A 14,757-nucleotide genomic window follows, 5' to 3' on the forward strand; every position below is an offset into this window, starting at 1 on the left:
TCATCCCGACGCCCGGCTGCAAACGATTCCAACCACGCATAAGGGGTGAGCGGAATTGCGATACTTGCTGAAATATTTGAAACCGTATCGTCTGGCCGCGGGCGCCGCCCTCATCCTGATGCTGGTGGAACTCGTCGTCGAGCTTTGGCATCCGGTCCTGATGGCCCGCATCATCGATGAAGGCATCCTGCCCCGGGATACGGGCGCGGTGCTCAGGATCGGCGCCTGGATGACGCTGCTTGCGTTGCTCGGTTTCGCTTCGGGCATCGTGAACAGCTATTTCGCCGCGCATGTGAGCCAGGGCTTCGCCTTTGACGTCCGGGCCGGGATGTACGAACGCGTGCAGACTTTTCCTTACGCCGTATTCAGCCGCTTCTCCGCCGCAACGCTCATGACCCGGATGACGAGCGATGTCACCCAGGTGCAGAACGCGGTGTTCATGAGCCTGCGCGTCATGATGCGGGCGCCGCTGATCATGGCCGGGGGGCTGTTCATGGCGTTGGCCTTGAGCGTCCGGCTCGGACTGATCCTGCTCTTGATCTCGCCGGTGCTGTTTACGGTTCTCGTCTGGATGATGAACCGCGGATTCAAGCTGTTCCAGGCGGTGCAGGCCCGGCTGGACCGGACGAACGGGCTGCTGAGGGAAAACCTGCTCGGCATGCGGCTCATCAAGGCGATGGTGCGCTACGCCCGCGAGCGGGAGCGGTTCATGCAGGCGAATGAAGATCTGATGACGCGCACGATCTCCGCCATCCGGGTTGTCGAACTGACGGTGCCGGCCCTGCTCATGGTCATGAATGTCGGCATTCTGCTGCTGCTCTGGTTCGGCAGCGCGGAAGTGCAGGCGGGCCGCGCGGAAGTGGGCGAGATCGTCGCTGTCGTCAACTACGCGATGCGCATCATGGCCGCATTTTCGATGCTGTCCTGGATCGTGACGAGTCTGGCCCGGGCGAGGGCGTCGGCCGGGCGGATCACGGAAGTGCTGAAGACGGAAGAGAAGGAGACGACGATTCGCACGGAAGGCTCCGCCGAAGACGGGAGGCAGGAGCAAGCGGCTTCGCCGCCTTTCGCCCCGGACGAAGGCGCGGAGATCGCGTTCGAGCGTGTCACGTTCCGCTATCCGGGCATGGCCGACCCTGCGCTGGAGCGGATCTCGTTTACCGTTCGGCCGGGCCAGACGGCGGCCATTCTCGGCGCGACCGGCTCCGGCAAATCATCGCTCATCCAGCTCATCCCGCGGCTGTTCGATCCCGACGAAGGCGCCGTGCGCATCGACGGACGGGATGTCAGAACCTGCGATCCGGAATGGCTGCGGGCGCAGATCGGCTATGCGCCGCAGGAAGTGGTGCTGTTCTCGGGAACGGTGCGCGACAACCTGCTCTGGGGCAAGGATGACGCCACCCGGGAGGAAATCGTGGAAGCGGCGCGCGCCGCGCAGATCCATGAGACGATCATGCGGCTGCCGGACCAATACGAGACAATGCTCGGGCAGAAGGGCGTCAATCTGTCCGGCGGCCAGAAGCAGCGGCTCTCGGTGGCGCGGGCGCTCCTTCGCAAGCCGCGGGTGCTGCTGCTCGACGACAGCACGAGCGCCCTCGACGCGAAGACGGAGGCGGCGCTGCTGGCCGCGCTGAAAGCGTACCGCTGCACGATTCTGCTCGTCACACAGAAGATATCGGCGGCCATGCAGGCGGATGTTATCCTTATCCTTGAGGATGGCCGGCTTCACGCGATGGGGACGCACGAAGAGCTGCTCCGGACGTCGCCGCTGTATGCGCGCATCATCCGGTCGCAGTACGGAGAGGAGGCGGCGCACCATGGCTGACCGCGGCGGCAAGCGCGGACAGCGGCCGAAACAATGGGTTCCGACCCTGCTCCGCATCTGGTCGTATCTGGCCGTTCACAAACGGCTGCTCACGGCCATCTTCGTCATGACGGCCGTCAGCTCGACCCTCGGGCTGCTCGGCCCGTATCTGCTGGGCCGGGCGATCGACGATTTTTTCGTGCCCGGCGATTACAAGGGGCTTGTGCTGCTGATCCTCGTGCTCGGCGCATCCTACATCGCGCAGGGCGCGGCCGGCTGGCTGCAGAACTTCTGGATGATCGGCGTCGCGCAGCGCACCGTCGCGAAGCTGCGGGCCGATCTGTTCGACGCGCTCCACCGGCTGCCGATCGCGTACTTCACGAAGCGGCAGCACGGCGAACTGATGAGCCGCATGACGAGCGACATCGAGAACGTGAGCCAGACGCTGAACAGCTCCTTCATCCAGCTCATCTCCAGCCTGCTCACATTCGCGGGGATGCTCGGGCTCATGATCTGGCTCAGCCCGATCATGACGCTGATCACGCTGACGATCGTGCCGGTCATGTTCGCCGGCATGCGCTGGATTACGAACCGGACCGGCCGTTATTTCAAGGAGACGCAGCGCAATACGGGAGCGCTCAACGGTTTCGTTGAGGAAACGCTTTCCGGGCAGCGCATTGTGAAAAGCTTCTCGCGCGAGCATGCCGTCATCGACGAGTTCATGGCGAAGAACGCCAGGCTGCGCGAGTCCGCCTATCGGGCGCAAGTCTATTCCGGTTTCATACCGAAGCTGATGAACATGCTGAACAACATGAGCTTCGCCATTGTCGCCGGGGCCGGAGGCCTGCTCACGCTGAAGGGGATCGTCTCGGTCGGGATCATCGTGACGTTCGCCGAGTACGCGCGGCAGTTCACCCGGCCGCTGAACGATCTGGCGAACCAGTTCAACACGTTCCTGTCGGCCGTCGCCGGCGCGGAACGGGTATTCGAGGTGATCGACGAACAGGAGGAGACGGTGGACGAACGGGGTGCGGTGCCGATCGGACAGGTGAAGGGCGAGATCGTCTTCGACAACGTCTCGTTCTCCTACGAGCCGGGCGTGCCGACGATCGAAGGCGCATCGTTCCGCGCCGCAGCGGGTGAAATGATCGCCCTGGTCGGACCGACCGGCGCGGGCAAGACGACGATCGTGCAGCTGCTTGCCCGATTCTACGAGCCGGACAGCGGGCGGATTCTGATTGACGGCCGGGACATTCGCGGCATTACGCGCAAGTCGCTCCGGAAAGCGATGGGATTCGTGCCCCAGGACGTCTTCCTCTTCGAGGGGACGATCCGGGAGAACATCCGTTACGGCCGGCTCGACGCGACGGATGAGGAAGTCGAACAGGCGGCCCGGGAAGCGAACGCGCACCGGTTCATCATGAAATTGCCGCACGGATACGATACGATGCTGCGGCAGGACGGCAGCGGCATCAGCCAGGGACAGCGTCAACTGCTGGCCATCGCGCGCATGATCCTTGCCGATCCGGCCATCCTCGTGCTCGACGAGGCGACGAGCAGCATCGACACGATTACGGAATTACATATCCAGGAGGCGCTGTACCGGCTGATGGCCGGGCGCACGAGCATCGTCATCGCGCACAGGCTGAACACGATCCGGCGTGCTGACCGCATTCTGGTGCTGGACAGAGGCCGCATCATCGAGCAGGGGAGCCACGAGGAATTGATGGCGCTTTCCGGTTTCTACAGCAGCCTCGTGCGCAGCGGGCAGCAGGCGGCATTCGCAGGCTCGGAATAAGCAGTGGTGTACGCGGATCCCGCGAATAGCGTATAAGCAGCATCAATCAACTAGGCCATTCGGATTCGATACGGGAGCGTGCAGCGATGCGGAATCGGAAGGAACGGGAACACGGCAGCCGCATGACGGGTGACCTGTTCGCCCCGCTCATCCGGCAATCGGATGACATCTACGTCAGCTTGAATTCGGACATGACTATCGAATACGTATCGCCGTCGGTCGAACGCGTGTTGGGATACCGTCCGGAAGAAGTGACGGGCAAGTCGGGCGTGCTGTACATTCTGCCCGAAGACCTGTCGCGGATCGGGATTCATCTCCTGGCCGCCGACCATGACGACGGAACGGAAGAAGCAGCAGCATCATCAGTGCCGCATGTCGCCGAAGTGACGGAGGATTATCAGGCGAACTTCGGCGTTCGGGATATCCGCGTGCGCCATCGGGACGGCCGTTACATCTGGTGCAGGGCAACGTTCAGCATCGTGCGGGACGAGCTGGGTGTGGTCGAGCGGATCGTCGCCGTGGGCCGCGATATTTCGGACAAGAAACGGTCGGAAGAGGAACTGCGGCGAAGCAGGGCTCATCTGCAGCTTGCGCATCGCATTGCGGGTCTCGGCCATTTCGAATGGTATCCCGAGACGAATGAATTGTACTGGTCCGACGAAATGTACGCCGTCTTCGGCTTCAGCCGGACCGATTTCGCCAGCGATTGGGAAGCGTACGAGAAGATTGTGCATCCCGAGGACAGACCCGTTCTGCGGGAATATTTTGTCGAGCGGCTCCGCGAAACGGACCAAGAACTGAAGTGCGAATATCGCATCTTCATGCCGGACGGGAGCGTCCGGACCATTCAGACGATCGGCAAATGGATGAGGGACGAGTACCGCCAAGCCCCGCTGCTGGTCGGCATCGTGCGGGACATTACGATCGAGAGCCGGACCGAGGAGCTGCTGCGCACGTCGGAGAAGCTGAAGATGGCCGGACAGCTTGCCGCGGGCATCGCCCATGAGATTCGCAACCCGCTGACATCGCTGAAAGGTTTCTCCAAGCTGCTCCGCAAGGCGACCGGCGAGCAGGCCGACCGGTATTACGAGATCATGGACCAGGAATTTGTCCGGATCGAGATGATCCTCGGCGAGCTGCTCGTGCTGGCCAAGCCGCAGGCCTCCGTCTACCAGGATTGGGACATCCGGCTGATCGTGCACGAGGTCGCCGATCTGCTCAGCAGCCAGGCCATTCTGAACAACGTGATCATCCAGGAGCAGGCGACTCCGGAAGCGTGCATTGTCCGCTGCGACAAAAATCAGCTGAAGCAGGTGTTCATGAACGTCGTGAAAAACGCGATCGAGGCGATGCCGTCCGGCGGCCTGCTGATCATCTCGATCGAGCGGGATGAAACGGACGTGCTCGTGCACGTCATCGATCAGGGAAGCGGCATTCCGGAAGACCAGCTGCGCCGGCTCGGGGAGCCGTTCTTTACGACGAAGGAGAAGGGTACGGGTCTCGGACTCATGATCAGCCACAAAATCATCGAGGAACACGATGGGAATATCCGTTATGTCAGCCGGAGCGGTGAAGGAACGACCGTGTCAATCCGGCTGCCGCAGTCTTGTGCGGAACGATAGAAGCCGCCCGCCGCGAGAGTGGCAGACTCCCGCGGAGCGCGGCTTTTATTCTTTGCGGGCGCCGGGAATCGCGTTTGACGGGGCCAGAGGGGATGTGATAAAGTTTTACTGTAAAATTGTTCGACCATCGAACTATCTTCGGACGGCAGGAGGGGAGGGACGAGCGGTGAAGCGCGAGGCAGGAGACGGGCAGATGGATCAGGATCTGCTGGCCTCCATTATCAAGAGATATGAAGAAGCGACGTACCGCATGCATCGGCGTGTGAACATCCTGCTGCGCAGGTGCATCGGCGATGAAGACATCACGCTGGATCAATATTTGGTCATCCGCTATCTTCGCATGAAAGGCCGGTCAATCTCATCGGAGCTGGCCGACGTGTTCGGCGTCGGCAAAAGCTCGATTACGGCGATCATGACGCGGCTGTCCGACAAGCGGTTGATCGAGCGGATTCCGGACGTGAAGGATCGGCGGGTCATCTATCTGTCGCTGACCGAGGCGGGCCGGAAGCTGGCCGAGATGATCGATGACCGGATAAGGGAGCGGCTGTCGACGGTCATGAACCAATTCAGCCGGGAAGAAGCGCTGCAATTTGTCGGCACCTACGAGAAGGTGGCGGAAGTGTTGGCGGATATGGAAGGAAGGGGCAGAGCAACCATATGAGACAAATCGTAAGATGGCGCTGGCTGGTGCTGGCGCTTTGGCTTGCCGCGGCGGCGGGCCTGCTTATGACGTCGCCGAATCTGGCCGAACTGGTGCGGGAGCACGGGCAGATTTCGGTGCCGGACGGCTATCCGTCCGTCATCGCCGACGAGATGCTTGACGATTTGGGGGAAAGCGGGAATTCGACGGTTCTCGTTTTCCACCGCGAGTCAGGCTTGTCCGACGACGATCTTGAGGCGGTGAAAGCCGGGATCGAGAAGCTTCAGCACGACGGCGGCACGTATGGCGTCGTGTCGGTGACGTCGCCGTTCGACAGCGAAGAACTGGCGGCGAAGATGATATCCGAAGACGGGACGACCGTGCTCGCCTTGCTGAATGTCGAGTTCGGCGACCGGACGGCGGAGGAACAGCAGGATGTGCTGTACGGCGCGCTGTCGGACATCGACGTCGACCACTATATCACCGGCGGCTGGGTCATTGCGGAAGATGTCATCCAGAGCTCCGAGGAAGGCGTGAAGAAGACCGAGCTCATTACAATCGTCTTCATCCTTGTCATTCTGATCGTGGTCTTCCGGTCGGTCGTCGCGCCGCTCATTCCGCTGCTCACCGTCGGGCTCAGCTATCTGGTGTCCCAGTCGGTCGTGGCCTACCTGGCGGAGTACGCGGACTTCCCGCTCTCCAACTTCACGCAGATCTTCATGGTCGCGGTCATGTTCGGCATCGGGACGGACTACTGCATTCTGCTGATCAGCCGGTTCAAGGAGGAGCTGGCGCAAGGCGGCGGCAAGGTCGACGCCATTCTCCGCACTTATCGGACCGCCGGAAAGACGGTGCTGTTCGCGGGGCTGGCGGTGCTCGTCGGCTTCACGTCGATCGGGTTGTCGACGTTCTCGCTGTACCGTTCCGCCGTCGCGGTCGCGGTCGGCGTCGCGGTCATGCTGATCGCGCTCGTCACGATCGTTCCGTTCTTCATGGCGGTGCTGGGCAAGGCGCTGTTCTGGCCGCTGCGGGGTTCGCTGGAGCATAAGGAGAGCCGGCTGTGGGGCACCGTCGGTTCGTTCGCCCTCCGGCGGCCGCTCGGCGCGCTGGCGATCATCGCCGTGCTGGCCGTGCCGCTGCTCGTCGGCTACAAGAACGCCGTCACGTTCAACCAGCTCGACGAAATCGGCGACCGTTACGGTTCGGTGCGCGGGTTCAACATCATTTCGGACAGCTTCGGTCCCGGGGAGACGCTGCCCACGACGGTCGTCTGGCGCAGCGAGACGCCGCTCGACACGCCGGAAGGGCTGGCCGCGATCGAACAGGTGTCGCGTCGGCTGCTGGAGACCGAAGGCGTGGCGTCGGTGCGCAGCGCCACCCGGCCGACCGGCGAGCCGCTTGAGCAATTGCAGGTGGTAAGCCAGGTGTCGGAGCTGGACAGCGGTCTCGAGCAGGGCGGAGACGGGCTGAGCCAGATCGGCGCCGGGCTGGAGGAAGCGAGCGAAGAGCTGGCCGCGAACGCGCCGCAGCTTGAGGAAGCGGTAGGCGGCGCCGAACGGCTGGCGCAGGGCACGAGCGAGCTGAAGGCCGGACTCGAGCAGCTCGAGGGCGGGCTGCGCCAGCTCGAACAAGGGCTGCGCAGCGGCGAAGCCGGCGCGGGCGAGCTGGCATCCGGCGCCGCGGAAGCGCAGGCGGCCGCCGAACAATTGGCCGCCGCGGCGGAAGAATTGCTCGCCGGATACGAGGAAATGGCCGGCGGTCTGGATCAACTGAAGGCCGGCTATGACGAGATCGCAAGCAAGCACGATGAACTGGCCGAGGGGCTGGCCGGGCTGTCGGCCGGACTTGACGGACTGCCGCAGAAGTATCCCGAACTGGCGGCGGACGAAGATTTTCTGCGCCTGCAAGGCACGGCGAAGCAGCTGCACGAAGGCGCGGCCCGGCTCGGCGCGTCGCTGGCGCAGCTGAATGAGCAGCTCGGCGGGCTGGGCGCCGGCCTTGGGCAGGCGAACGAGGGGCTGCGCCAGGCGGCCGCGGGCCAGCGGGAACTGGCCGGCGGGCTCAAGCAGATTGCCGCGGGACTGAAGGAACTGCAGTCGGGCATCGCGCAGGCCGCCGCCGGCCAGGGCGCCATCCTGGAGCGCCTCCCCGAGATGAAGGGCGGCGCGGCGCAGCTCGCGGACGGCCAGGCCGAGCTGGCGGACGGCCTGGCCGGGCTGATCGATCAGCTCGGCGAGCTGACCGACGGCCTCGGGCAATCGGCGGACGGCATCAAGCAGGTGACGGCCGGCCTGGAGTCGGCGCGGGAATATTTGACCGGTCTGTCCTCGTCGCCCGACCCGCAGCTGGCGGGCTGGTATCTGCCGGAGGAAGCGATCGCTTCGGAAGAGTTCCTGCAGGCGCTCGACATCTATATGAGCAGCGACCGGCGGACGGTGAAGTTCGAGGTCGTGCTGGAACACCATCCGTACTCCGTCGAGGCGATGGATACGGTCGACCGGCTGTCGGCCGCCGCGCCGGGCATGGCGGAAGGCACGCCGCTGGAAGGCGCCGATGTCGCGGTCGGCGGCATCTCGAGCGTGAACAATGACCTGCGGCATGTGACCGCGGACGACTATTCGCGCACGGTCACGCTGATGCTGATCGGCCTGGTGCTCATCCTCGTCGTCCTGTTCCGCTCGCTGGTCATGCCGATTTACCTCGTGCTGTCGCTCATCCTGACCTACTACATGTCGGTGGCGGCGGCGGAAGTGCTGTTCGTGCGGATGCTCGACATGACGGGCCTCGGCTGGGCGGTGCCGTTCTTCGCCTTCGTCATGTTGCTGGCGCTCGGCACCGACTACAGCATCTTCCTGATGGACCGGTTCCGCGAATACCGGGATCTGCCGGCCGGCGAAGCGATTCTGAACGCGATGAAGAACATGGGCTCCGTCATCGTGTCGGCGGCGATCATTCTCGGCGGCACGTTCGCGGCGATGCTGCCGTCGGGCGTCATGTCGCTGCTGCACATCGCGACTATCGTACTGGCCGGGTTGTTCCTCTATGCGCTCATCATGCTGCCGCTGTTCATACCGGTCATGGTGCGGCTGTTCGGATCGTTCAACTGGTGGCCGTTCATGGGGCGGCGCGCCCGCAACGATGCGGACGCCGGCCTGGGGGCGTGAATCGGCCGAACCTCAAAAAAATCGCCGTCCCTCCCGCTTTGCAACAAGCGGATGGGACGGCTTTTCTCTTTACGAGAGCAGCGAGATGACCAGCAGCTCATACAGGACGAGCGGCAGAATCGTGTTGTAATACGGATTGAACGGCACGAACGGATTCCAGAACGCGCGGTATCCCGGTGCGTCCAACTCCAGGTACAGGATGCAGCCTTCGTGATGGCGGATGATGCCGTCATAGACGCCGCCGTCCATCGTCTGCACCCGAACCATGCGGCCGGCGTACATGTCGCAAATCTCGCACAGCCGCTTCTTCATCGACCGCAAGGACTCGGCGGCGGTCGAATCCGCGCGGTAAATGACCTTCGGTTGCTTCTCCATGTGGTCCGAATGCCTCCCAACAGCAGTTATTTGCTGTCAAGATATGCATTCGCCCAGATCAAGGTGCAGGACACGGGATTCCCCGCGGCATCCCGCCGCCCGGCTCAGCCGTCCGTCCGATAGACGACCAGAATGGCGGTCCGCTGATGCTGCGCGCCATGGGCGCCGGTCTTCGTGTAGGAACCGTAGCAGACGTTGATGACCTGGTCTTCGCGCAGGGTGGCGAGAAAATCGTTCACTTTCTTCACGGCGTGCGATGATTCGGTGTCAAGAAACTCTTTCACTTGAATCATGGCCATTCACCCCTGACTTGAAATATGGCGCCTGCCGGCAAGCGACGGTTCAACGGTCGTCTGCATCGGCGGCGAACGTGCAGACGCTCCTTACGATCCGGGCGCGGTATCCGCCTTGCGGCGTACGGATCTCCACCGTGTCTCCGACCCGGGCCAGGAGCAGACTGCTGCCCATCGGCGACAGGCAGGAAATCCGGCTCCGGTCGACATCGGCTTCCTCCGGCAGCACGATCCGGTACGTCTCATCCGGCCCGCCGTCCTCGTACCGAAGCGTCACCTCGGAGCCGATGAGCACCGGCAAGTCCTCCAGATCCCGGACGATGCCGGCCAGAATGTCTTCGAGCTGTTTCTCGTACCTTTGCAGCGTCTCCATCAATTCCCGTTGTTCCGGGCGGGCTGCCGACGGCGGCTGGCTGAACCATAGCATGCGGTTGTCGCCCAGGCAGGCAAGCTGGCGGCGCAATTCGGCTTCCAGTGCGCTGCCCGGCTTCATCATTCTATGGTTCATGGAAGATAACGCCTGCCTTTCCGATCGGAATGTTCACCAGGATGGCGTACCGCTTGCTCATGGGCAATCATCTCCTCCGTTGATGTGAAAACAGACCCCGCCTCGGGGGTCTACCCCTATCATACCACAAACAAAATGTATCCGCATTCAAAAGGGCTTGTCCCTCCCGCAGAACCGGCAACATAAAACATCCTTCCGGCGGACATCTTAAGCCTGATTGGCAGTTTCGTTCAGGGGGTGGCAACATGTTCAGACGAGTCAAGCCGGCCGTGCTGGTCTGGTCGGCTGCGGCCGTGCTGCTCGGCGTGTGGACGGGCCTGTCCCTGTCCGGTCCGGCGGGGAACCCGTCGGCTGCGGTGGCGGTGCTGGCGGATTCTCCGGCTTCCGCTTCCGCGGTTTCGTCCGGCGACCGCGCGTACCATTTCGGTTTCAAGAAGAGCCGGAACGGGCAGCCCGCATCGATCGACCAGGAAGGGTTCGCACCGCTGCTCGAGCGATACGGCGCGGTATTTCGGGGCAGCCCGGAGGGCAAAAATTTGTATCTGACCTTCGACAACGGCTATGAGAACGGGTACACGGAAAAAATCCTCGACGTGCTGAAGGCGAAAAAGGTGCCGGCCTGCTTCTTCGTGACGGGCCATTATGTGAAAGATCAGCCGGATCTGCTGCGGCGCATGGTCCGGGAAGGACACATCATCGGCAACCATTCGTGGTCGCATCCGGATTTCTCGACATTGCCGGATGCGAAGATCCGGGAAGAACTGGATCGGGTGGCGCGCGAGGTCGCAAGCGTGACCGGCCAGAAGGAGATGCGCTATCTGCGTCCGCCGCGGGGCATCTTCAGTGAACGATCACTCCGCGTAAGCCAATCGCTCGGGTACACCAACGTGTTCTGGTCGATCGCCTACAAAGACTGGGACACCTCGGCGCAGCGCGGCGCCCGCCATGCGTATGACAGCGTCGTCGCGCAGCTTCATCCGGGCGCCATCATCCTGCTGCACAGCGTGTCGAAGGACAACGCCGAGGCGCTGGCCGCGATCATCGACGAAGCGCGCAGACAGGGGTACACCTTCCGCAGCCTGGATCATCTGTTGTCGCCGGTGCCGGACCTGCCGTTCTGATCCCGCCTCTTGCATGGATGTCCACCCCGAAGCATAATGGGGAGGAAAGCGAATCCATGGGATGAGGACGGGATGCGAAATGAAATACAGACCGCTCGGCAACACGGGCATGAACGTCAGCGAGATCAGCTTCGGGACGTGGGCGATCGGCGGCTCATGGGGAAGGACGGACGATGCCGAATCGTTGAACGCGCTGGCGAGGGCGATCGACGCGGGCGTCAATTTCTTCGATACGGCGGATGTCTACGGCGACGGTCACGCCGAGGAACTGCTCGGCAAAGCGGTGAAAGGCCGGGACGACATCTACATCGCCACCAAGTTCTGCCGGGCTGCAGATATTCATGATCCCGCGGTCTACACGTACGAATCGGTGCGCAAGTTCTGCGAAGCGAGCCTGAAGCGGCTGGGCCGCGACCGGATCGACCTGTACCAGGTCCACTGTCCGCCGACGGACATCATCCGCCGCGGCGAAGTGTTCGGCGTGCTCGATCGTCTGCGTGAGGAAGGTCTGATCCGCGAATACGGCGTCAGCGTCGAATCGGTGGAAGAAGGACTGATCGCCCTGCAGTATCCGAACGTGAAGGCGCTGCAGGTGATTTTCAACGTGTTCCGGCAGAAGCCGGCGGAGGAGCTGTTCCCGAAAGCTCACGCGCAAGGCGTCGGCATTCTCGCCCGGGTGTCGCTGGCGAGCGGGCTGCTCACCGGCAAATTCACCGAGCAGACGACGTTCGAGCCGGATGATCATCGCCGTTTCAACCGGAACGGCGAGGCGTTCAACGTCGGCGAGACGTTCGCCGGGCTGCCGTTCGAGACGGGCGTCCGGCTGAGCCGGGAGCTGGCCTGGATCGGCGAGGGCCGCGGCAGCATGGCGGCCGCCGCCATCCGGTGGATTCTCGACAATCCGCACATCAGCTGCGTCATCCCCGGCTTCAAGACGGTGTCCCAGGTCGAAGCGAACCTGGCGGCCGCGGACGTGCCGCCGTTCACGGAAGCGGAGCAGGCGCGGCTGCGCGAGTTCTATGAACTTCAGGTGCGGGAGCATATCCGCGGGCCTTATTGAGGTTCCGCGGGCGGAATAGGGGTTGGACGAAGGAGCACGCTTGTCGGACAGGGGTGCTCCTTCATGCTGTGCAGCGAGGCAAGAAAGAACCGGCAGACCGCATGCAGCAATCCTGTGCATGCAGTCTGCCGGCACAGCGGAATCGGCGTTGCGGACCGGAGACGCGTGCCCGGTTACGATTCCGCCTCTTCACCCTCCGTCTCGTGTTCCGCCGCATCATCCGCGTCCTCAACCGGCGGCGCGTCGTCTGGTTCGGTCTTTGCCGTTTTCTCCGTCTCCGCTTCGTCATCCGGCTCAGGCAGCATCGCTTGCGGCGCCTCATCCGGCGACCGCTCCGGCAGCTGACGGACGTAGCTGTGGGACAGCTGGAGCAGGCGGAGCGCCCGCTCGAACGCGTCTTCGGTGACGACGCTCTCGTCGCCCGGCTCCCCGGAGAGGGGATAGAGCGTGCCGTCCGCGTAGCCTTCGCCCGGGATGAAGAGCGACTTGCCGGTAATCAGCGTGCCGGAGGGCAGATAGTACCGCTGCGGGAGCAGGTTGTCCTGCTCGACAAGCAGATTTTGCCCGAAGTGGATGTACCCGATCAGCGGGATGTCCATCAAGCCCGCAATCGTCGGCAGAATGTCGACCTGACCGCCGAGGCGGCCTTCGAACCGTTTCGGATAGAGCGCTCCGTCCGACAGCATGATGAGCGGCACGTTGATCATGTCGGCGTAGCCGTATTCGTGACCGATCAGTTCGGCAAGCAATTCCTGCTCGCGGTTGTTCAGCGAGTAGACCGGCAGGCCGACATGGTCGCCGTAGAGGACGATCAGGCTGTCCTGCCAGACGCCGCGCGCCTTCAGGTCGGCGATGAAGCGGCCGAGCGCTTCGTCCGCGTAGTGCTGCGCCTGCAGATAGTCGCCGACGAACGTGCCGCTGTATTTGTCCGACAGGTCGAGGCTGATCTTGTCCTTCGGCAAGGTGAACGGATGGTGCGCCGTCATCGAGACGACCTGCGCGTAGAACGGCTTGCCCTCCCGGTGCGCGCGCTCCAGTTCCTCGGCGGTCTTCCGGTAGAGCACGTCATCGGACGCGCCGAAGAACACCGCATCCTCCTTGCCGAAGAAGCGGTCGTCGTAATAGCGGTCCCAGCCGAGCGCGGCGTACAGTTCGGTGCGGTTCCAGAATTCCACGGTATTCGTATGGAACGTCATGGTCTCGTAGCCGCGCACCTTGAGCAGCCGGGGCAGGCTCGGCAGGCGGCGGTCCACATAGCGCATCGTGGCCGCTCCCTGCGGCGGGATGTAGAACGACGTGTTGACGACGTACTCCGCGTCCGACGTGTTGCCCTGGCCGACCATATGGTAGAAGTCCGGGAAGTAGAACCCTTGCCGCACGAGCGCGTTCAGGTTCGGCGTCACTTCCTGGCCTTCGACTTCAAGGCCGATCAGGAAGTTTTGCAGCGACTCCATCTGGATGACGATGAGGTTCTTGCCTTTGGCCCATCCCTGGTAAGGCGCGCGGACGGGGCGATGGACGCCTTTCAGCTCGTCGATCGCGTCCTGGGTGATCTCCGACTTCTCGATCAGCTCGTACTCTTCGTCCGCGATCAGCGAGTAGGCTTCATAGTTGAGAATGCCCATCTCCGAGGCTTGCACGCGTTCGTTCATGCTCGCCGTATGCGGCAAAATATTCATGACGCAGATGACGACCGAAAGCGCGAAGATGAGCGTCATGACGCCGCGCCGTTCATTCGGCCGGTTGCAGATGCGCAGCAGCCGGTACCCGGCCCCGTGCTTCCGCCGGCCGTTGATCAGCAGATAGATGAACACGACGATGTCGCTGAAGATGAACAGGAAGTACGGATCGATCAGCGAAAAGACGCTGTTCTTCACCGCCGTCACCTGATTGACCTGCTCCAGCGCGCGCCAGGTGACGATGACGCCGTAGTACTTGTAGTACATGATGACCGAGAAGAAGATTCCGGTGAGCGCCAGGTTGACGATCAGGTAGGCGGTCAATTTGCGTTTTGACGAAAACCATTCAATCAGGCAGAATATGGCCCAGATAAACGGAATTTCAGAGATGAGCGGCGCCCAGAACGGCATGTCCTCGAAGATGACAAGCCATGCCAGGTAGCTCTTGAACAGCATGATGACGGAGAAAAAGATAAACGGCCGCGAACCGATAATGCGATATACCCGGTTTAGCAGAGCCGGTCTCATGCGGACATTCCCCCTCGGCAAGACAACAAGCCGGTTACGAATGCGGCCGGCTTGCCATTGTTATCTCTCTATTTGATATAGACGTTTGCGATCGTATCAGGGTTGGCTCATCTTATTATGCTACGGCCGCAAACCGGTGTCAAAGGCGGTTGGCGTGCAGAACGC

Annotated in this window: 11 protein-coding genes; 7 read left to right on the forward strand and 4 right to left on the reverse strand. The window is 62.6% G+C overall.

Features of this window, described 5'->3' with window-relative positions:
• Positions 1-55: 55 nt before the first annotated feature.
• From KJQ12_RS08915 to KJQ12_RS08935, 5 genes are all read left to right on the forward strand, one after another.
• Positions 56-1,825 carry an ABC transporter ATP-binding protein gene (locus KJQ12_RS08915; RefSeq protein WP_244860524.1) on the forward strand — a complete coding sequence of 590 codons (1,770 nt, stop codon included), beginning with the start codon at positions 56-58 and terminating at the stop codon, positions 1,823-1,825.
• The gene (locus KJQ12_RS08920) at positions 1,818-3,602 is read left to right on the forward strand and encodes an ABC transporter ATP-binding protein (protein ID WP_244860525.1); all 1,785 of its coding nucleotides are present in this window, start codon (positions 1,818-1,820) and stop codon (positions 3,600-3,602) included. The genes KJQ12_RS08915 and KJQ12_RS08920 overlap by 8 nt, the downstream gene beginning before the upstream one ends.
• 86 nt (positions 3,603-3,688) lie before the next feature.
• Positions 3,689-5,224 carry a PAS domain-containing protein gene (locus KJQ12_RS08925; RefSeq protein ID WP_213484374.1) on the forward strand — a complete coding sequence of 512 codons (1,536 nt, stop codon included), beginning with the start codon at positions 3,689-3,691 and terminating at the stop codon, positions 5,222-5,224.
• Between the two features lie 166 nt (positions 5,225-5,390).
• Entirely contained in the window at positions 5,391-5,885 is a 495-nt protein-coding gene (locus KJQ12_RS08930) for a MarR family winged helix-turn-helix transcriptional regulator (RefSeq protein WP_244860527.1), read from the forward strand.
• Positions 5,882-9,028 (forward strand): MMPL family transporter, encoded by a 3,147-nt coding sequence (locus KJQ12_RS08935; RefSeq protein WP_213484375.1) that lies wholly within the window; start codon positions 5,882-5,884, stop codon positions 9,026-9,028. Before KJQ12_RS08930 ends, KJQ12_RS08935 begins: the two co-directional genes overlap by 4 nt.
• Positions 9,029-9,097: 69 nt before the next feature.
• Here the strand turns inward: KJQ12_RS08935 and KJQ12_RS08940 are convergent, their stop codons facing one another.
• From KJQ12_RS08940 to KJQ12_RS08950, 3 genes are all read right to left on the reverse strand, one after another.
• Entirely contained in the window at positions 9,098-9,403 is a 306-nt protein-coding gene (locus KJQ12_RS08940) for a hypothetical protein (RefSeq protein WP_015256659.1), read from the reverse strand.
• Between the two features lie 104 nt (positions 9,404-9,507).
• Positions 9,508-9,696, reverse strand: a complete 189-nt coding sequence (locus KJQ12_RS08945; RefSeq protein ID WP_041853999.1) for a sporulation protein Cse60 — start codon at positions 9,694-9,696, stop codon at positions 9,508-9,510.
• Between the two features lie 49 nt (positions 9,697-9,745).
• Positions 9,746-10,204, reverse strand: coding sequence for a GreA/GreB family elongation factor (locus KJQ12_RS08950; RefSeq protein WP_015256657.1), 459 nt, complete (start codon positions 10,202-10,204; stop codon positions 9,746-9,748).
• Positions 10,205-10,449: 245 nt separating this feature from the next.
• Between KJQ12_RS08950 and pdaA the strand changes: the two genes are divergently transcribed.
• Together pdaA and KJQ12_RS08960 are read left to right on the forward strand one after the other, a co-directional pair.
• Positions 10,450-11,325 carry a delta-lactam-biosynthetic de-N-acetylase gene (gene pdaA / locus KJQ12_RS08955; protein WP_244860529.1) on the forward strand — a complete coding sequence of 292 codons (876 nt, stop codon included), beginning with the start codon at positions 10,450-10,452 and terminating at the stop codon, positions 11,323-11,325.
• A 79-nt stretch (positions 11,326-11,404) separates the two neighbouring features.
• Entirely contained in the window at positions 11,405-12,385 is a 981-nt protein-coding gene (locus tag KJQ12_RS08960) for an aldo/keto reductase (protein WP_213484376.1), read from the forward strand.
• Positions 12,386-12,558: 173 nt separating this feature from the next.
• On the opposite strand, the gene KJQ12_RS08965 is transcribed toward KJQ12_RS08960, so the two are convergent.
• Positions 12,559-14,592 (reverse strand): LTA synthase family protein, encoded by a 2,034-nt coding sequence (locus tag KJQ12_RS08965; protein WP_213484377.1) that lies wholly within the window; start codon positions 14,590-14,592, stop codon positions 12,559-12,561.
• Between the last annotated feature and the right edge of the window lie 165 nt (positions 14,593-14,757).

This window comes from Thermobacillus xylanilyticus (assembly GCF_907165215.1).
GTDB classification, from domain to species: Bacteria; Bacillota; Bacilli; order Paenibacillales; family Paenibacillaceae; genus Thermobacillus; species Thermobacillus xylanilyticus.